At 31.5% G+C, this 19,978-nt stretch carries 15 protein-coding genes; 7 read left to right on the forward strand and 8 right to left on the reverse strand.

The features are described 5' to 3' along the window. Window positions 1-2 precede the first annotated feature (2 nt). From WHD08_RS08950 to WHD08_RS08975, 6 genes are all read left to right on the forward strand, one after another. Window positions 3-1,277 carry an Nramp family divalent metal transporter gene (locus WHD08_RS08950; protein WP_208891069.1) on the forward strand — a complete coding sequence of 425 codons (1,275 nt, stop codon included), beginning with the start codon at window positions 3-5 and terminating at the stop codon, window positions 1,275-1,277. 45 nt (window positions 1,278-1,322) lie between these two features. Next, window positions 1,323-2,042 (forward strand): FadR/GntR family transcriptional regulator, encoded by a 720-nt coding sequence (locus WHD08_RS08955; protein ID WP_208891068.1) that lies wholly within the window; start codon window positions 1,323-1,325, stop codon window positions 2,040-2,042. Window positions 2,043-2,071: 29 nt separating this feature from the next. Then, on the forward strand, window positions 2,072-3,187 hold the full coding sequence (locus WHD08_RS08960) for a polysaccharide lyase family 7 protein (RefSeq protein ID WP_244183333.1): 1,116 nt from the start codon (window positions 2,072-2,074) through the stop codon (window positions 3,185-3,187). A gap of 60 nt (window positions 3,188-3,247) precedes the next feature. Next, window positions 3,248-4,018, forward strand: coding sequence for an SDR family NAD(P)-dependent oxidoreductase (locus WHD08_RS08965; protein ID WP_208891066.1), 771 nt, complete (start codon window positions 3,248-3,250; stop codon window positions 4,016-4,018). Between the two features lie 72 nt (window positions 4,019-4,090). Further along, entirely contained in the window at window positions 4,091-4,525 is a 435-nt protein-coding gene (locus tag WHD08_RS08970) for an RbsD/FucU domain-containing protein (protein WP_208891065.1), read from the forward strand. A gap of 53 nt (window positions 4,526-4,578) precedes the next feature. After that, a complete protein-coding gene (locus WHD08_RS08975; protein WP_208891064.1) occupies window positions 4,579-5,640 on the forward strand; it encodes a polysaccharide lyase family 7 protein in 1,062 nt (353 codons plus the stop codon). Window positions 5,641-6,219: 579 nt separating this feature from the next. Here the strand turns inward: WHD08_RS08975 and WHD08_RS08980 are convergent. The 5 genes from WHD08_RS08980 to WHD08_RS09000 form a co-directional block, all read right to left on the reverse strand. Next, a complete protein-coding gene (locus tag WHD08_RS08980; protein WP_165733149.1) occupies window positions 6,220-7,548 on the reverse strand; it encodes a RagB/SusD family nutrient uptake outer membrane protein in 1,329 nt (442 codons plus the stop codon). Window positions 7,549-7,567: 19 nt separating this feature from the next. Further along, entirely contained in the window at window positions 7,568-10,759 is a 3,192-nt protein-coding gene (locus WHD08_RS08985) for a SusC/RagA family TonB-linked outer membrane protein (RefSeq protein ID WP_165733150.1), read from the reverse strand. 733 nt (window positions 10,760-11,492) lie between these two features. After that, complete coding sequence (locus WHD08_RS08990) at window positions 11,493-12,257, reverse strand: SDR family NAD(P)-dependent oxidoreductase (protein ID WP_165733151.1); 765 nt, start codon at window positions 12,255-12,257, stop codon at window positions 11,493-11,495. Window positions 12,258-12,283: 26 nt separating this feature from the next. Next, on the reverse strand, window positions 12,284-13,585 hold the full coding sequence (locus tag WHD08_RS08995; protein WP_165733152.1) for an MFS transporter: 1,302 nt from the start codon (window positions 13,583-13,585) through the stop codon (window positions 12,284-12,286). 17 nt (window positions 13,586-13,602) lie between these two features. Beyond that, entirely contained in the window at window positions 13,603-14,304 is a 702-nt protein-coding gene (locus WHD08_RS09000) for a FadR/GntR family transcriptional regulator (RefSeq protein ID WP_165733153.1), read from the reverse strand. A gap of 959 nt (window positions 14,305-15,263) precedes the next feature. Here WHD08_RS09000 and WHD08_RS09005 point away from each other — a divergent pair. After that, a complete protein-coding gene (locus WHD08_RS09005) occupies window positions 15,264-15,407 on the forward strand; it encodes a hypothetical protein (RefSeq protein ID WP_208891063.1) in 144 nt (47 codons plus the stop codon). Window positions 15,408-15,700: 293 nt separating this feature from the next. Here the strand turns inward: WHD08_RS09005 and WHD08_RS09010 are convergent, their stop codons facing one another. Genes WHD08_RS09010 through WHD08_RS09020 form a run of 3 tightly spaced genes read right to left on the reverse strand, consistent with a single transcriptional unit; the run spans window position 15,701 to window position 19,976 of the window. After that, window positions 15,701-17,194 (reverse strand): PKD domain-containing protein, encoded by a 1,494-nt coding sequence (locus WHD08_RS09010; protein ID WP_208891062.1) that lies wholly within the window; start codon window positions 17,192-17,194, stop codon window positions 15,701-15,703. A 21-nt stretch (window positions 17,195-17,215) separates the two neighbouring features. Beyond that, window positions 17,216-18,391 (reverse strand): hypothetical protein, encoded by a 1,176-nt coding sequence (locus tag WHD08_RS09015; RefSeq protein ID WP_240915472.1) that lies wholly within the window; start codon window positions 18,389-18,391, stop codon window positions 17,216-17,218. A gap of 13 nt (window positions 18,392-18,404) precedes the next feature. Then, entirely contained in the window at window positions 18,405-19,976 is a 1,572-nt protein-coding gene (locus WHD08_RS09020; RefSeq protein ID WP_165733155.1) for a RagB/SusD family nutrient uptake outer membrane protein, read from the reverse strand. Between the last annotated feature and the right edge of the window lie 2 nt (window positions 19,977-19,978).

Consider the following 19,978-nt stretch of genomic DNA (forward strand, 5'->3'; position numbering starts at 1 on the left):
CTATGACAACACCCCAAAATAAAAAGTCATTCCTACAAAAAATAATAGCAGTTATTTTAGGATTTGGCCCTGGGATTTTCGCCATTGGATATACCATTGGTACAGGTAGTGTAACTTCTATGATTGTTGCAGGTAGTAAATTTAACATGCAACTCTTATGGGTACTTTTAATAAGTTGCCTTTTCTCTGGTGTACTAATGTTTACTTATGGAAATTATGCTTTAATAACAGGAGAAACAGCTCTTTATGGCTTTAAAAAACATTTTAAATATGGTAAAATATTCGCCATTTTAATCATTGTTGGTATTACGTTTGGCCAATGGAACTCTTTAATGGGAATTTTAGGTATTTCTGCCAATATTATTTTTGAAATATTAGCCATGAACTTCGAAGGTTTAATCGCCTATAAATATGAAACCGTTTTAATTACTGCAATTGTAATAATTATTACTTTTTACTTATTAATGTTGGTAGGTAAATACACCTTTTTCGAAAAAATACTTGTCATTTTTGTAAGCTTAATGGGGCTTTCATTTATACTTTCTTTATGTTTTGTACAGCCACTTTCTATGGATGTAGTTAAAGGTTTAATACCAACAATACCAGACGTAGCAGGTGGTAAAATGTTAGTTGCAGCCTTTGTTGGTACTACAATGGCATCAGCTACCTTTTTATCAAGGCCTTTGTTTGTAAAAGGAAAAGGATGGACTATTAAAAATTTAGATCAACAAAAAAAGGATTCTATAACAGCAGCAATTTTAATCTTTATTATTAGTGGTGTTATTATGGCAGTCGCTGCAGGTGCATTGTATTACCAAGGGAAAGAAGTTACCCAAGTTTTAGATATGGCAAATACTTTAGAACCTGTTGCAGGGAGTTGGGCAGTTTCAATTTTCTTTTTTGGAGCATTAAGTGCTGGTTTATCTTCTATTTTCCCGTGTTTACTAATTGCTCCTTTATTAATTGCCGATTATCAATCAGGAAAACTAGACACCAATTCGCGTCAGTTTAGAATCATAACTGCAATTGCGTGTTTGGTTGCATTAATAGGTCCTGCTTTTGGAGCAAATCCAATAGAAATTCAAATTTTATCGCAAGTTTTTAATGTGTTTGTTTTACCAATTGTTATTCTTGGAATCATTTTAATCGTAAATAATAAAAAAATAATGCAGGGTTACGAAACAAGTCTATTTGTAAATATAGGATTGTTTGCTTCACTCCTTTTTGCATGCATCATTTCTTATAATGGAATATTAGCTCTTATAGAATATTTTTAATAAAAAAAACATAAATCCCTTTAACACAAAAGAATAATCAATTTCATGAAAATAAGTCTGATAGATACGAACGCAAAGAAAACCTCAGAAAACAGTGTGATTTGCATGATTAGAGATTTAATTAACTCTAAAAATTTAGAACGAGGAGACAAACTACCTTCAGAAAGAATTATGTCTGAAAAGTTTGATGTCAAAAGAAATCACATTAGAGAGGCTATCAGGAAATTAGAGTTTTATGGAATCATAAAATCTATGTCTCAAAGCGGTACTATTTTAAATATTGGGTTAACAGGTTTTAACGGAATGGTAGATGAAATTATTTCTTTGAACACTCCAACTTTTAATGAACTGGTAGAAACGAGAATATCATTAGAATTAAAGACTGTTAGTTTAGCGGCTCAAAGAAGAACAGAGTCTGATTTAAAGCGAATAAAGGACACCTTAAATGATTTTAAAGCTAAAATTACTGAGGGAGATGATTATTTAGAAGAGGATTTATTATTTCATTTAGCCATCGCTAAAGCAAGTAAAAACAATACAATGATTTCGTTAATGCTTTTGATTACACCGCCTATTCTTGCTACTTACGACAGAAAATCGGTGTGTGAAGGAGATAAATTAATTTCTGAAATAAAAAAACACGAAGATATTTATTTAGCCATAGAATCTCAAGACACTGAACTGGCAACGGACATGATGAAACATCATTTTAATAAATTATCTAAACATATTACAAGTAGTGATATAAATGATTCAAAAAAATAAACTTAAATAAAAATAAAATGAACAAAAAAATGATTAAATCGGTATCAACCATCTTTATATTTAGCATTCTATTAATATTAAGTAGTTGCGATAACAAGCCTAAAAAGGCTGATAAAAAAGAAGCTGAGAAAGAAGTTGCAAAAACAGTGTATCCAAGTGACGTTATTCCTTTTTTCGATCATTGGAAATTAATATTAGGAGACGGTACTAATGCTGGAATTGCAAATAATTTTGAAAATAAAGATTTCTTTTACGCTACAAACGATAAAAAAGAAGATTGGGTTGTTTTTAAATCACCTAACGGTGGAAACACACACGGAACTTCAAACAATACAAGAACAGAATTAGCGCAAGTAAAAAAATGGTATCCTAAAACTGCCAACGACAAATTAACAGCTACACTTAAAGTCATGAATGTATCTGCAACTGGAGATGCTCGTGTAGCCGCTTCACACGCCGTTGTTGTTGGTCAAATTCATAGTGCAGATAAGCACGAAAACGAACCTCTTAAAATATTTTACAAGAAATATCCAGGACACACAAAAGGTTCTGTGTTTTGGCATTATGAAATAAATACAGCTGGAGAAGATAACTCTGGAAGATGGGATTATTCTTATGCTGTTTGGGGTGATGACTTTTCTGTTGTTGGTACAGATGCAAACACACCGCCAGAAGAACCAAAAGACGGAATTGCATTGGATGAAGAATTTAGTTATGAAATTGAAGTTAAAGACGGAATCATGAACTTGAAATTTACAAGTGAAGGACACGAAACTAAAACGTTTACAAAAAACTTAATTGAATCTGAATACACAACAAAAGATGATATTCCTGAACAAACAAGAAAATTATTTGGACCACTTGGTCAAGATGGTGTAGAACGTAAAGAAGCTTACGCAGGAGAAGGTTGTTTTTTTAAGCTTGGAACTTACAATCAAACTAACGGAAAATCTCCAGAAGTAAACAGAAACTGGTGTTCTGGTGCAGAAACACATGGTGGAGATGTCAAAAAACAATATGCAGATGGAAACTATGCTGAAGTTTGGTTTAAAACTGCGAGCATTACTATAAGTAGTAATTCAGTTTCTAACGATGGTTATTTTTCTAAAAATGATTTATTGTATCAAAAAGAAGCAAAACACTAAAAGAAATATTTTACACATTACATTTTTTAAAATAAAAAATCTAACAGACACAAAAATATCATGAAGAACAATAATAAATTAGTTGGAAAAAACATATTAGTCACTGCTGGTGCACAAGGAATTGGAGAATCTATCACCAAACATTTTATAGATAATGGTGCGCATGTAGCAATTCATTATTTTTCTAGTGCAGACACTGCAAATCAATTAGTAGAATATGCAACGAGTAAAGGACAGAAAGCAATTGCTATTGCAGGAGATTTAACCAAAGAGGCAGATGCTAAAACAGTAGTAGAAAAAACAATAGAAGCTTTAGGCGGTTTAGATATCCTTATTAACAATGCAGGATCTCTTGTTGCAAGAAAAATGTTAGGGGAAATGGAAGCAGAATTTTGGCATAAAGTTATGGACATTAACATGACTTCTATGATGTTTGTAACAAAAGCAGCAGCACCTCATCTTGCAAAAAATGACAATAGTAGTATTGTTAATTTGGCATCACTTGCAGGACGTAAAGGTGGACATCCAGGATCTTTAGTATATGCTACAAGTAAAGGTGCTATCTTAACATTTACAAGAGCCTTGTCTACAGAATTAGGACCTCAAGGAACAAGAGTTAATGCAGTTGCACCGGGTTTAATTCTTGGTACTTCTTTTCATAATACACACACTACAAAGGAATCTGCAGCAGAAACTACAGCAGGAATTCCAATTCAAAGAGCTGGTAATGCTGCGGACGTTGCTCGTGCTGTTTTATTTTTAGCATCTGAGTACGATGGATTTATTACAGGTGCAACCTTAGATATTAATGGTGGTGTTTACAATATGTAACAGCATAAAAACACTAGAAGGTTCAAATTTTCTAGTGTTTTGTATTTAATCAATTACTAAAAAAATTAAATTATGTTAAAAACGGCAGTAATACACCCTACAATAATGGAAGTGCTTGCAAGATCCGGTCACTTTGCACAAGTTGTTATCGCTGATGGTAATTTACCTGTTGGAGCAATGACAGGGCCTAATTCAACTACTGTTCACCTTAATTTTCGTCCGGGTCTTTTAGATGCGCTTACCGTACTAGAAGGAATTCTAGAAGTTTGTCCTGTTCAAGGTGCCATCGTTATGGAAAAGCCAGCAGAAGCAAATGCAGAAATTCATAATGAATATAAAAATTTATTGGGTGATGTAACTTGGGATGAAATGGAGCGTTATGCTTTTTATGATAAAATTAGAGATCAAAATACAACCTTAATTATTCAAACTGGAGAACAACGTCGTTTTGCAAATTTAATTTTAACTGTTGGTGTTGTTAAAATGGCAGAAGAAAGCAACTTTTAAAAACAAAATACCGAGTGCATTTATAAGAATTATATATCTAAAATAGAAACAAAATGAAAATAACAATCACTAAATCATCTTTACAGTCCTTTTTAATGATAAGCTTAGGTTTATTGTTAATTGGTTGTTCTAATCCAAAGAAAAAAGAGCCTTCTAAAGAACTAAAAGCAGTCACTTATCCTAGTGATGTTTTACCCTTTTTAAATGAATGGAGTATTCTTTGCGGAGACGGTACAAAGTATAAAGAATTAGTAGACGTAGAACATAAAGACTTTTTTTATGTAGAAAATGAAGAAGGAACTGATTGGGTGGTTTATAAAACACCTAACGCTGGTATTACTTCTAGAACATCTAGTAATACAAGAACAGAACTAGGTCAGAAAAAACATTGGATACCAGAAACAGGTGGTAAATTAACGGGTACCTTAAAAGTACAACATGTTTCTACTTCTGGTGACGCTAGAGTAGCCGCTTCTTACTCTGTTGTAGTTGGACAAATTCATAGTGATGAAGGTCATGAAAATGAACCAATCAAAATATTTTATAAAAAATTTCCTGGTCATACAAAAGGATCTGTTTTCTGGAATTATGAAATTAATACAGAAGGAGATAATTCTGGGAGATGGGATTATTCATCAGCCGTTTGGGGAAATGACATGTCTGTTGTTGGACCTGATGCTACCACATACCCTGAAGAACCTAAAGATGGAATTGAATTAGGTGAGGAATTTAGTTATGAAATTAATGTATATAAAGGTATCATGTATTTAACTTTTACAAGCGAAGGACATGAAACAATTAAGTTTACTAAAAATTTATTAAAATCTGAATTTTCAACAAAAGCAGATATTCCTCAACAAATACGATCTCTTTATGTAGCAATTGGTCGCGATGGTGTAGAACGTGAAAACGCCTATGCTGGAGAAATTAATTATTTTAAACAAGGAGCTTACAATCAAACAAACGGTAAAAACCCTGAAGATAATATTGTTTGGAGTACTGGATCTGAAACTTACAATGGAGATATCGCTAAACAATATGCCAACGGATGCTATGCAGAAGTTTGGTTTAGAGAAGGAACTGTGGGAGAAGGTACATTGCCTGATGAAGAATAATATCAATTTTAATTAATGATTTTATTATAAAAAAGGATATACTTATTATATTTATTTAAAGCTCAAAATACACTTCATTGGTATTTTGAGCTTTTTTTATGATTAAAAATAAAGTATAAATACAATTAAACCTTCACCAATTACAACAAATTACTCTGATAGATATCATTACCTTATTTTTAATAGAAAAGAATATAGTCATCTTAATATCTAATACTCTCGAATATAAAACGTCTTCAAACTATTAAATAGAATACAGTCTTACTTGGTAATCATCTTTTATTAAGGGCAAACCAATTAATAAATCCTCTTTAGTTTTCAACTTTCTTGAATGCTCAACACCTAAAATCATAGGTTAACTACTATATGTTATCAGTAAAACCATGTACAATCATAAACAGATAACAAAACCAATAACACCTTCTAAAATACTTTACTACACGGTTAAAAATAAAGAATAAAACAAACCATGTGTTGTATTAATACTATTGCAAAATAATTTTATTAGAATACAAAAAAAGGGTTGCAACTTTTTAAAGTTACAACCCTTAGTAAAAAACCAATTTAAAAACTTAATTATTAGTAACCAGCGTTCTGAGTAATTACTCCATTGGTTGCTGTTATTTCTGATGTTGGAATTGGAAATACATAATAGTTAGGATTAACTGATAATCCCATTTCAGCATCAACTGTACCTGTTCTAACCAAATCAAACCATCTATGTCCTTCTAAAGCTAACTCTAATCTTCTTTCTTTAGCAATTGCTTCTCTAACATCTGCTTGAGAGCTTATTGTACCTGTTAAACTATTTAAACCTGCTCTACTTCTTATATCATCTAACATAGGAAGTACAGTGCTTGCAGGAGAACTAGTTTCGTTTAAAGCCTCTGCATACATTAAAATAACATCAGACAATCTCATTTCAATAAAATCTTGTTCTAGACCTCCAGTGTATTTTACACCTACTCCATTAACGGCATCAACTGTTAACGCTTTTCTTAAATCTGTATTTGCAGCAGTATCAGTACTAGCGTCAAATGCAGCAGTTAAGCGAGGGTCTAACGGAGTAAGAGATTTTGTATCAGCTCCTTCAAACCATCCTACAAATGTAGAAGATATAGAAGAACCTTCAGCATTTGAAACCGATGTAGATAATTGAGTTGCAAATAATCTTTCTGAACTTAAATCAGTTACAACATCCTCAAAGTTAGCTTCTAAACTAACACCTGCAGCAGCAGCTCCATTTACAACAGAAGCAAGCTCTGTTACTGCACTCGGAAAATTACCTCTGTGCATATAAACTTTTCCTAGAAATGCACGTGCAGCAATTTGTGTTGCTCTACCTTCTTCTAATCCAGAATTGTCTAAACCAGCTATAGCAGCTTGAAAATCTGGAATAATTACATTATTATAAATGTCTTCAGCTGGTTGTCTCTCCAAAATAGATAAATCTGAAGTACTTGGTGTAGCAGATAAATTTACTGCAACATCACCAAAAATTGTTACAAGTTTAAAATAAGATAAACCTCTTAAAAACTTTGCTTCTGCTACCTCTGTAGACTCCGATGAGTTTTCTATTACATTGTTTGCACTTAAGATTGACTTGTACAGGTTGGTATAAATTGGATTAAAAAAGGCTTCTGTCATATCTCCACCTGATAAATCTGGATCATAGGTATCTAAAGATGTAAATGGATCCTCTAACATTAACATGTTATCTGCTCTAAAATCACCTAAAACTATTTGTGACATTGCAACTCCTGTATGATAATAATATGCTGCATTTAAAACAGGACCATATACCTCTAAATTACTTGATTCTAAATCTAAAGCGGGTGTTTGTTCTAAGTCATTATCGCATGATGTAAATAACATCATTGCCGTTAATACTATATATATAGTTTTCATTTTTCTCATTTTTTCTTAATTAAAAATTAACATTTAATCCAAAAGTAAAACTTCTAACAATTGGACTTGCACCTTCTTGGTATCCGTAAGTTGTTGGACCTCCGTAGTTACTATTTTCGGTCTCAATCCCTTCAGGATTAAATGAAGTATAATCATTACCCATTATATATAACAAATTTGTACCTGCAAGATATAATCTCAATGAGCCAATACCCATTTTACTTGTAAAATCTGAATTAAGAGTATAACCAATAGTAAGGTTTCTTAGTGCGATGTATGATGCATCTTGAATTAAAGCTCCATGTACATCTCTAGTTTGTAAATAATGTTTACCATTATTATCAGCAATACCGTCACTATTAGCATCAAAAGCAGTGTTTGTTGCATCACGGAATTGAGATTGCCAATAGATAGGATCGATATTATATAATTCTGCTCCTTGAGATCCTTGCAACTGGAATGATAAATCAAAATCTTTATAATTCATATTACTTGATACTCCCCAATAAAAATCTGGAGTAGCAGAACCTAACTTTACGTAATCATCTTCATATGTGATTTGACCATCATTATTTTGATCTACTACGTATTGTACACCACTAGTATAACCAATAGATCTTGTTGGGTCTTCTATATAAATAGATTCTACTTGACCTGCGCTTTCATATCCCCACATTTCACCAAGTTCTCCACCAACATAATTTCTAAACTCAACACCTCTACCACTAGGACCTCCATATATTTGACGAGGTAATTCGTCTACAGCTCCTAAACTTGTAATTTCTGAATTAACAGTAGATAAATTCGCTCCCATGCTCCAAGTAAACTCATCATTTTGGATAATTCTAGCATTTAATTCTAACTCTAAACCAGAACTAGTAATATCTCCACGGTTAAGTCTAACCTGATCTGTACCAAGAACTTCAGAAACACTTTGTTGAATCAACATGTTATTCACATCTGATGTATAATAATCTACACTAAATTTTAAACGGTTATCTAAAAATCCAGTATCAACACCATAATTAGTTTCTTTATTTGTTTGCCAAGTTAAATCAGCATTTGCAACTTCATCAGGAATTAAGAACCCTGTACCAAAAGCAGTTGAAGAAGTTCCTAAAACACTTAATGAACTGTAAGATCCTAAATCAGATGAAGTCCCTAAAGATCCCATACTAAATCTAAGTTTTAATGTACTTAATGTTTCATTGTCTTGTAAAAAATCTTCTTTATGTACATTCCAACCTAAAGAAACTGCTGGAAATACTGCATATTTTTCATTTGCTCCAAAACGAGAATCACCATCTCTTCTAATTGATGCAGATACTAAATATTTATCGTCATATGCATAAGCAACTCTACCAAAAATACCTCTTCTTGCTTGCACTTCATCAATTCTGTTAGACACTACATCTTCCGCATTAAATAAAGAGTAATTTAAAGGTAAACTAATCGGCACATTTGATCCATAAGATTCTAAACCTTTAAATTTTGTACTTACAAGTTCAACTCCAACTACAGCAGAAAGATCATGCTTATCAGCTATTACTGTTGCGTAATCTAAAGTAGTTGTACTTAAAATGGTAGATTTTTTAATATCTGAGATGTCTAAAGCAGTCTGATTAGAACGTTGTTGACCATCTGATAATATTCCTCTATAATAATACAACTGTACATCTTGTACATCTGCTCCAAAAATGGTTTTGATATTTAACCCATCAGCTATTTCATATTGTAAATAAGAACTTACATTACCATAAAATGTTTTTTTAGTTCTTTCTGAATTGTCAAATTTAGCAGCTACACCTGCATCACCAGTTCCTCCAATACCATTCTGATTTCTACCATATTGCCAATCATGAGCAACATCACCTGGCTGTAAATCATAAATACTTGTAGCATCTAAACCTATACCTCTATAATCTTGGTCAAATGAACGACCAATATTATTACCTGTAAAACCAGAGTCAGCTAATGCTTGTCTTCTAGTATCTAATTCTTGAACAAAATCTATTGAAGCTTGTGTATGATAAATAGGACTAATACTATATGCTCTTAAAAGGTCTCTCATTTCCCAAGGCACAATATCTTGGTTACCATAAAACCCATTCATACTTAATCCTGCCTTAAACTTATCGTTCAAATTAGCATCAATATTCATACGTCCGTTAAATCTTTCATAACCTTGTCCTTTAACAATACCTTCAGTATTTAAATATCCTACAGAAGCAAATGCTTTTATATTTTCTGATCCACCACTCACACTAAAATCGTGACTTGTTGTAGAACCATCTTGAAAAAGCCAATCTTCCATACTCACCACATCTGGTGCATTTTCATAACCCCATAACCTATACTCTAATAATCCAGCATCTGTTTGTGTAAGATCATAAGCATCTGTTTGCAATTCTTTTGCCCATTCTCCAGAAGTTTTAAGCATATCAATGTCTTTCACATATTTTCTAGAAACACTTGTATAGGCATTATAACTGAAATTTAATTTCCCTGTCTTCCCTTTTTTAGTAGTAATTAAAATTACACCATTTGCACCCAAAGAACCATAAATAGCAGCAGAAGCAGCATCTTTTAATACTTCCATACTTTCAATATCATTTGGATTAACTGTTGCTAAATTTCCAGAAATAGGAAATCCATCTACAACAATTAACGGATCTGAATTGCTTGAAAGAGATGATCCTGTTCTAATTTGAATTTTTGGATCTGAACCTGGCTCTCCACTTTGGTTTTGAATTAAAACACCAGATAACTTACCTGTTAAAGCCTCATCTACACGTGCAACCTGAACAGATGCAAGATCTTCTCCTCCAATTTTAGAAATTGAACCCGTAAGGTGAGATTTTTTACTAGTACCATAACCTACCACAATAATTTCATCAAGTGCACTAGCATCTTCTACTAAATTTACACTGATATTATTTCTGTTGTCTACTTTTACTTCTAGCGGTGCAAAACCTAAATAGCTAAAAACTAAAGTAGCATCTCCATTAGAAACTGTTAAAGAATAGTTTCCATCAAAATCTGTTGAAGTACCATTTGTTGTTCCTTTCTCTTGAATACTAACCCCAGGTAGCAAGCCTTCACTTACACCTCCTGTTACAGTACCCGTTACTTTTTGCTGAGAAAAAGCAAAAAGCGATGCTAACAAAAAGAAGCATGTACTTAATTTTTTAATAATGTTGTGTTTCGACATAATAAAATTTAATTTTAATTAATTAAAGAGTTATATTTTTAATTGGTAATCCAATTTGGTCACCCAAACTGGTTAACCAATATGGTTTTCCAAATATACAATTATATTTGAATTAACAATATATTAACTCTAAAATATTCTAAATTAACCTCTAAAAACTCTAATCACTTTCAAAGAAACACATAAACCCCACTATTACAAAGAGATGACATTAATTTGAACAAATAAAAAAGCAAGCTATTATTGAGGTAATTTTAACCAATATCAACGTTTTTAAGACCATTTAAGAGTTCTGTTGATGATCAGTTGAACGCATAATTAAAAGAATTAAGCTTGCAGACTGAGCTTAATTATCCTAAGAAATAATATGATTATGTAATTTTTATGATTGTTTTATTAAAAACTAATCCTAATAACCACATTGTAGATAACATAAATTGTTCATTAAGTACAAACAACTTTTAAAGAATGAGAAATACACAACAGTCATTTGATTTTGTGAGGCAAACATATTTCTAGACTGAAGCGTAATTAGAATTACAAAAAATAAAGTAATAATTTTCTTAAACTTTTACATCTAAAATTCACTAGAAGGGTAAACTAAAAATTGTACTAAATTATTTATGATTAAATACAAACAAGTATTTACAATAATTATTGATTCAAAAAATTAGAACAAAAAAAACTCCTTTACATATAATGTAAAGGAGTTCTGTATAAAAAAAATATTTAATTAGATCCCTAATGCTTGACCACCACCAATTTGGATAGTTTCTGCAGTAATAAAAGCTGCATCTTTACTCGCTAAGAAAGCAACTACACCTGCCACATCTTCTGGCTGACCTAATCTTCCTAACATAATACTATTTGCCCAAGAAGCAAAAACTTCTGGCTTAGTAGCTTTAATTTGAGCATGGAAAGGAGTATCAATAGTACCTGGAGATACTGCATTTACTCTAATACCATATTCTGCTAAATCTTTTGCTAATGCTCTTGTAATTGCATGAACACCTGCTTTAGAAGTACCATAGATTCCTGCTCCTGGTCCACCTGCGTTCCAACCAGCGTTAGAAGTATAGTTAACGATTGAAGCATTGTCACTTTTCTTAAGAAAAGGAATTGCTGCTCTAGAAGCAAAAAATGCTGAGTCTAAGTTTAAAGCCATTACAAATCTGTAAAATTCAGTTGTCATTTCTTCAAATCTAGATCTACCACCTAAACCACCTGCGTTATTTACTAACACATCAATTTTACCAAACTTTTCACCAATTTTATTGATGTTAGCTGTTACTTCTTCTTCTTTAGTAACATCAAAACCATAGTACTCTGCAGTAATTCCTTCTGCAGTTAACTCTTCTACTCTTTTAGCTCCTGCTTCATCTTCTATACCGTTTAATATAACAGTATAACCATCTTTTCCTAATCTTTTTGCTACTGCAAAACCAATTCCTCCTGTTGCTCCAGTAATTACAGCAACTTTGTTGTTTAATGTACTCATTTAAATTATTTTAAAAATTAATTATGTTATACTATTTTTGAGATAGACTTAACTTTTGGTATAAATATCCAAACACTTGCTAAAGTTAAAATAGCTAATGCTGCACCAATAATAAATGCTGGTGTATAATTACCTCCACTTGTTAACCAAGGTACTAGATATGTTAAACCAGCAGCAGTAAGTTTAGCAGCCATACCAGAAAGTCCAGATAATGTACCTACTGTTTTTCCACTAAATAAATCACTTGTTAAAGTTTGAACATTTCCAATTGCTGTTTGAAATCCGAATAAAATAACAGCCATAATAATTACTGCAGTTGTTGGTCCTCCAGGACTAGCCATAGCTAATAATGCTGGTAACATTATTAAACAACCTAATGTAATTACCATTTTTCTGGTCTTATTTATAGACCATCCTTTTTTAAGTCTGTTTTGGGCCAATAGACCACCAAACCAAGCTCCTAACATAGCTCCTGCATAAGGTACCCAACCATAAAGTCCTATAGATTTCACATCCATACCATACACTTCATTTAAATAGATTGGTATCCAAAAAACAAACAACCACCAGATAGGATCAATAAATGCTGATGCTAATATTACACCCCAACTTTCTTTGTGACCTAATAACTCTTTTGTATCAGGATTGTACTCTTGATCATTTACACCATCTCCATCAAAATCTTCATTCTTTTGACCTGTTAAAATATAATCACGCTCTTCATCTGTAATCCATGGGTGATTTATTGGTGGTGCTTTTACTAAAATTAACCAAGGCACCAACCATAGTAAACCTGCTAAACCAATTAAAATAAATATACCTTTCCAGCTAAAATACACTGTTAAAAAAGCAATTAACGGAATGGAAATAATTCCACCTATCGCAGCACCTGAGTTAAAGATACCTTGTGCAAGCGCACGTTCTTTAGTAGGAAACCATTCTGCATTTCCCTTTGTAGCACCTGGCCAGTTTCCTGCTTCAGAAACTCCTAAGATTGCACGGAATATACCAAAACTTAAAACTCCTTGAGCCAATGCGTGTAATGCTGTAGCAACAGACCACACACCAATAGACAAAACAAACCCGAATCGTGTACCTACCCAATCAAATATTTTTCCAAATATTGCTTGTCCGAAAGCATAAGAAAATACGAAAATAATTGAAATAAGAGCATAAATTGCTTTCGTTTCATCAGCTGTATGCCCGGGATATAAATCCTTGGCTATTTCTGGCCAAAGGACACTTAATGATGTTCGGTCAATGTAATTAATAATAGTAGCTATAGCAATCAATGCGACGACCCACCAACGTAATCCTTTTACTTTCATTTTATATACTTATTTAATTAAACATTATAACAATATGTATAGAGCTCTCTAAAATGCTCTTTCATTTTTAGTTTTGCCATTTGAGGGTCTTTAGCTTTAATAGCTTCAAAAATAGCCTGGTGATCCGCTATTCCTCTATGTGCTAAGTCTGCATCACAAACATGGTGCTCCTTAAAGTTCGTGATAATTTCTGGAGTAATAATCAACATAAATGTATTCATAGTACTATTACCACAAGCCTTTGCTATTGCTAAATGAAATAGCAAATCTTCTTGTACAGCGTCTTCTCCATTAAGCACCTTTTCTTTGTGTGCTTGTAGTGCTTCCTCTATTTTTTGTAAATCATCATCCGTTCTCCTTAAAGCAGCTAATCTTACAGTCTTTAATTCTAATAGTATTCTAGTTTCTACGAGTGATTTAAAACCAGATTTTTCTAATCTTAAAATATCGTCTATCATACCATTCATAGCAATAACACCAATGTTAGCTACAAATGTTCCACTTTGTGGGATGGATTTTAGAAGGCCATAAAATTCTAATTTCTGAATCGCTTCTCTTACGTTACTTCTACTCACTACAAACTTTTCTGAAAGCATTCTTTCAGAAGGTAATTTATCTCCAGGTTCTAAATTTTTATAATTAATAAGTTCTTTAATTCCTTTAATTATTAAATCCTGGATTTTCTGATTTTCATTTTTTGTAAGCACTTCTAATTTCATTTATTCAAATTTTATAGTTTTATGACTTACTAACATTAATTTTAAAAGAAACGTTGTCATAAAAATTAAATTAACCGTTACACTTATTGTTAATTGTTTTGAATTATTTATTATAATTCTAGAAACTTTAATTAACCTTTTAAACTTTAAATACTGCTACTTTATAGTTAAAATAAATTGGTTTTTAAAGAACATCTAAAATAAGCTTACTTCTGGTTTACCAAATTGGTTTACCAGTTTCAGTTTTTCAAAGATATACTATTTTTTTTACCTATAAAACACTTTATTAATTAATTCACTAAACTATTGTAATTTAATTAAAATGACAAATTATGTTTTATTGAAGATTATTCTACTTAAGATTCTAAACAAACTGTTCACTTGATAATAATTATTTTCACTAAGAAGTTAATCGTTAATTACCAATTAATTTATCCTCTTGTAGGTATAAATAAAAAAGCTAAAAACAACATAATATTAAAGTAAATTATTATAAATAATTTTAATTTTAAAAGTCAATAAAACCAAAAATAAAATGTTTAAAAAAACAGCTAACCTTCTATCTTAAACATTAAAAAAACAAAACAATATACTTGAAAATCAACCAATTAAAACCACACACAATACATCAATTAGAAAACTATATTTACAATAAAAAAGCAACTATTTGTTTTTTATTCAAAATGAAACTGACTTAAAACGAGTTAACTATTTACTTAAATTTCAGTATTATTTTATTGTCAATAACATCACTTTTAAAGCTTATAAATTATCAAAAAAAAGAAGAACTAAAATTTAGTAGAGATTCAAAAAAACCTTAATCGAAGTATTTTTTATAAGTCTTTTTACAAGTATTTAAGAGGTAAATTAAGTGTTGTTTTATTTAGCATTTATACTTAACAAATAGAGTGATTTATTAGGAATAAATCGGTAAGATATTTATCATTTAAAAGATTAAAATGAAAGAATGGGTATTATTTTCTGATAAAGGCTACTTATCAGTCAAACTTCAACCTGATTTATTTAGATATGTAAATATTAAAACACCTATTTCAATAAAAAAAAAGTCAAAAAAAGAAGTGAAATATTATTACTCTACATAAAAATCATCCTTAATATATTGATTTTTAAAACTAAAATATAGGTAAAAAACCACCATTGATATCATACTTAAATATGCTCCTAAATTTGAATAATTACAAGTTTAAAAATTAAATTTCATGATTTTATAAGCGCATTAATGGTTAAAAATTAGTACAAAAAAAAAATAACACACATTATTTAAAAACTATAATGTGTGTTATTTATTCTATGATAGACTTACAAAATTGTCTACTTCTTTACCTTCGAATGAAATAAAACAAGTGTTATTTCATTGTGATATAGTCCTTATTAATTAAAAGCCAGGAGTTATAATATCAATATTATCTATAAATACCTCATTGCTACTATCTACCGCTTTTAATGCTCTCGCATAAATTACAACAATATTTGATGTAGCCTTAAAAGTAAATGTTGTAGTAGTAAATGTATTCTCAGATGAAGATCCTTTACTTGAATTAAAATCATTAGTAATATCAAAATAGGCATCAACATTACTATTATTTGCTGGGTCTGTATTGATATCTTCTTCCGTAGTAATTTCATTATTTAAAATGAATACTTCGGTATTGATTCCTTCTGCTTCAGAACGAGTATCAATAGTAAAAGAATACACAACACCTGCTTCTACTTCTACAAGTTGGTATAAACGTCTAGAATCATTAGAAAGTTTAACAGCTCTTGTTTTTTCTCCGTTCACATAAGAACCATCACTAGAAGAACCTGGTTGTTCATTTGTACCAAAAGCTCCATCTATATAAGCATTTAGAGCGGTATTATTCCATAATGCTCTATAAGGGCTATCTATTTCACCAGCAACATCGTCTACAACTGTTTTACCTGGAGTCATATCCCAAGCATCGGCATTATCACCTGTTACTCCCTGAAAATCATCGGCAGTACCGTTTTGAACAATTGCTTTAAAAGTAGGTTTTACAGCCCCTACAGGAACCGCTTTTGTTTCACTTTTAGAAACACCTGCTTCGTTAGTTGTTGTTAAAGTTACATCATACGTAGCTTCTGCCGGAAAAGTGTGTAATGGACTCACTTCTGTTGATGTAGTTCCGTCTCCAAAATCCCAACTATGTGTAGTTGCTAAAAGAGAAGCGTCTGTAAACTGAACAGTAAGACCATTTACATCAAAAGTAAAATCTGGTACTGTAGATAAAACCAATCCTTCAATATTTTTTGAAACTGAAACCTCAGCATCTAAAAAATTAGTTACTGTTAAAGTTGCTTCAAAAATATCTGCTGTTTTATAAATATGAGAAGGATTAAAATCTGAATCTAATTCCGTATCTTCTTCAGAGTCCCATGTTAAAGTTTCTCCGTCTCCAAAATTCCAAACTAAAGATTTTGCACCAGAAGTTAAATTTTCGAAAGTTACCTTAGAATCTATAGAAGTAAAATTAAAATCAACAAAAACAGGAGCTACTGTTGCTGAATCTACAGCTATTAAACCATCTGAACTTGTAGTAGTAAGTTTTACTTTATACTCTCCACCATTGGTATATTTATAATCTGGATTTGCTTCCGAAGAAGTTGTTCCATCACCAAAATCCCATAAATAAGAAGCAGCATCTGTAGAATAACTTCTAAATACAATAGACATGGTATCATCTGCACTTGTACTTGTTGTAAAAAGTGTAGATGGTTGTATATCATTTACATTACCTGTTGGTGGCACAAACTCTTCATACCCGTTGTCATAACAAGAAACAAGACCTAGAAACACAAAAAACAGTGCAAAAATACTGCTATTGAATTTTTTATTTTTTTTATAATTCATAATATTAAATTTTAGAATCTATTATTGTTTAACTATTATATCAAAAGCATCTAGCCTGCACTCTGTACCAGAATTAGTAAGTAAAATAATTACTGATTCATTAAGACCTGCTTCAAACGTAATAGCATGTTTTTTAAATACATCATCTACACGTCCGTCACTACTATCTGTTCTAGATGCAATAATGTTAGCTTCTAATTTAGACTCCGCAAGTGTTGTAGCATTTGGACTGATTAAAGAAACCGTTACGTCTCCTGCATTATTGGTATCTAACTCACTAAAATAAGTTAACACATAAGTTGCTCCAGGAGTAACCTCAATTTCTTGATACCCTACTCTACTACCATCTGCAGGAAATTTAGCAGCTTGTAAACCAGAAGGCAATACACCTAACTCAGATTTTGAGTTGATTTGAAATACTCCTCCCCAATTTGCGGTACTAGGTGATCTCCAAGAATCTCTACCGTCTCCTGTTCCATCAAATAAAGTTCCATCATCAAAACCTGGCTCTCCAATTTCTGGTATCGCTATGGTTGGTACAGCTTGATTTACAGTTACTAATTTTTCTGTATAAGCAGATTTACCAAGGTTGTCTGTTACCGTTAAACCAATAGTATATGTACCTGGACCAGGAAAAGAAAAAATTAATTCTTGATCTTGTAATGTTGCAGGTGCTAATTCTGAAATTTGTGTATTTAAAGCAGCAACATTTTCTGTAACTTCTGCAGAAACCTCATCTTTAGCTGCTTGTAACTGAACTTTTAAACTTTCAATAGAAGCTTCTAAGACCGCTTTTTTGTCTTCATTTACTTCACATGGTAATTTAAACTCAATTTTAGCTATCTCATTTTCTAATGCTACCACAGTTGCTAATTCTGCATCTATAGATTGCTTAAGAATTGGTAGGTCTTTATTTACTAAAGTAACCCCTTCAGACGGTGTTACTGTCCAATCGTACTGTGTACCATTTACAGCTAAATTAGAACCTGCTTGAAAATTAACTTCATAATTAGCCCATAATTCCACATCATTACAATCAAACTCAGATGTTGTAATATCTGTTGAATTGTAAAAAGGTGTTGGACTTGTAAAATCTTCTAAATCGCCCACTTCTGGTAAGTCGTTACTTACACAAGAGGTTAGAGAAATTACTGTCCCTAACACAATATATTTTAAGTTAAACAAATATTTTTTCATAATTGAGTGTTTTTTAGTATCCATCATTTTGTTTATAAAAATTAGGCAAATTATCTCTTTCTCTTTGTGGGAATGGAAGGTATTTCTTTCCACTAGTATAATTTAAACTATTGTCTGTAGAAAATTTAGACAACACATTATCTGCTTCTCCAAATCTTATTAAATCATACATACGTTGGTTTTCATATACAAACTCAACTCTTCTTTCGTCTAATAAGTCTTGTTTTGTTAAGTTTACTACCTCTTCTAAACCAGCTCTTAGTCTCACTTGATTAAAAGCATCTATAGCTCTTTGGTCTGTAGTACTATCTGAGTTTCCAAGAATAGCTTCTGCATATAACAACAACACATCGGCATATCTTAAAACAATCCAATCATTATCTCCAATTTCACCATCCGTAGGATATTTAGCATTAAAGACATCTACAGTATTATTTGCTAAAAAAGCGCTATACCCTAAAGACATAATAGAAGCAGGAAATCTTACCGGTTGTGCTGTTGGATTCATTACTTCTAAGAATTCTAAAGTTGCAATATTTACACCGTTAGAAGGTCCTTGTAAAGTCATTGCAAAACTGTGAGATTCTGAATCTGTTTCTACTTGATCACCTAAACCACTATCACTAGTTGCATAGTTATCACTACTAACAAGATCGTAAGCTATAGAAAAAATAATTTCGTTGTTAATTTCAAGACCTGAGTTATTAACCCAATCTCCATCAAGAACTGGATCTGATTCTAAATTTGATTCAGAAAAATCACCCGTAAATTCATTCCCAAAAATATGCCCATAATCTACAGCTAAAGTTGCATAATAATCACGATCTGATAAACCAGCAGCTCTTTCTGTAAACATTAAATCATATTTATAGGTAACATTGTTTTCTACAACTGAAGCTAATAAAAGTTCTGCTTCTACATAGTTCGGGTTTGGTTGACTTAAATATGCTTTTGCAGCTAAAGAAATTGCAGCTCCTTTAGAAGGGCGATATCTATTTTGTTCTGCATTGTTTAAGTAAGCAATTGACGTTTTAAAATCTTCAATAATTTTAGCATACACTTCTGCTTCTGGTAATTGAGGATAATCTAAAGCTTCCTTTTCTGTAACATCTAATACTTTATCTATAAAAGGTATGTTTTGATATGCTCTTACCAAGTTAAAGTGACATAAAGCTCTCATAAAGTAAGCTTCACCAACAGTATATTGTTGACTTTCTGGTGCTAAAAACTTATTATCAATAATAGTATTTGCATGCTTAATTGTATGCATATTATTAGAATAATATGTTGCTACATCTCCATTATTTGCATCTACATTAAATGCATTAATTGCAGGAAAGTTTCCGTTTTCTGAATTTGCTCTAACATTATCTGACCTTAATTCTGTTAATAAGAATTCATTTGCAGGAATTTTTTGATAAGAATCTAAAACTCCATTAGATAATGCTATAAATCCATCATCTGTTTGTAGTAACTCCTCTAGCGAAAGTGCTGTAGGATTACTTAAGTCCAGTTCTGTTTCACAACTTGTCAATAAAGCTATAAAAGAAAAACCAACTATTATATTTTTATATATATTTTTCATAA

It is taken from the genome of Polaribacter sejongensis (genome assembly GCF_038024065.1).
Classification (GTDB): Bacteria; Bacteroidota; Bacteroidia; order Flavobacteriales; family Flavobacteriaceae; genus Polaribacter; species Polaribacter sejongensis.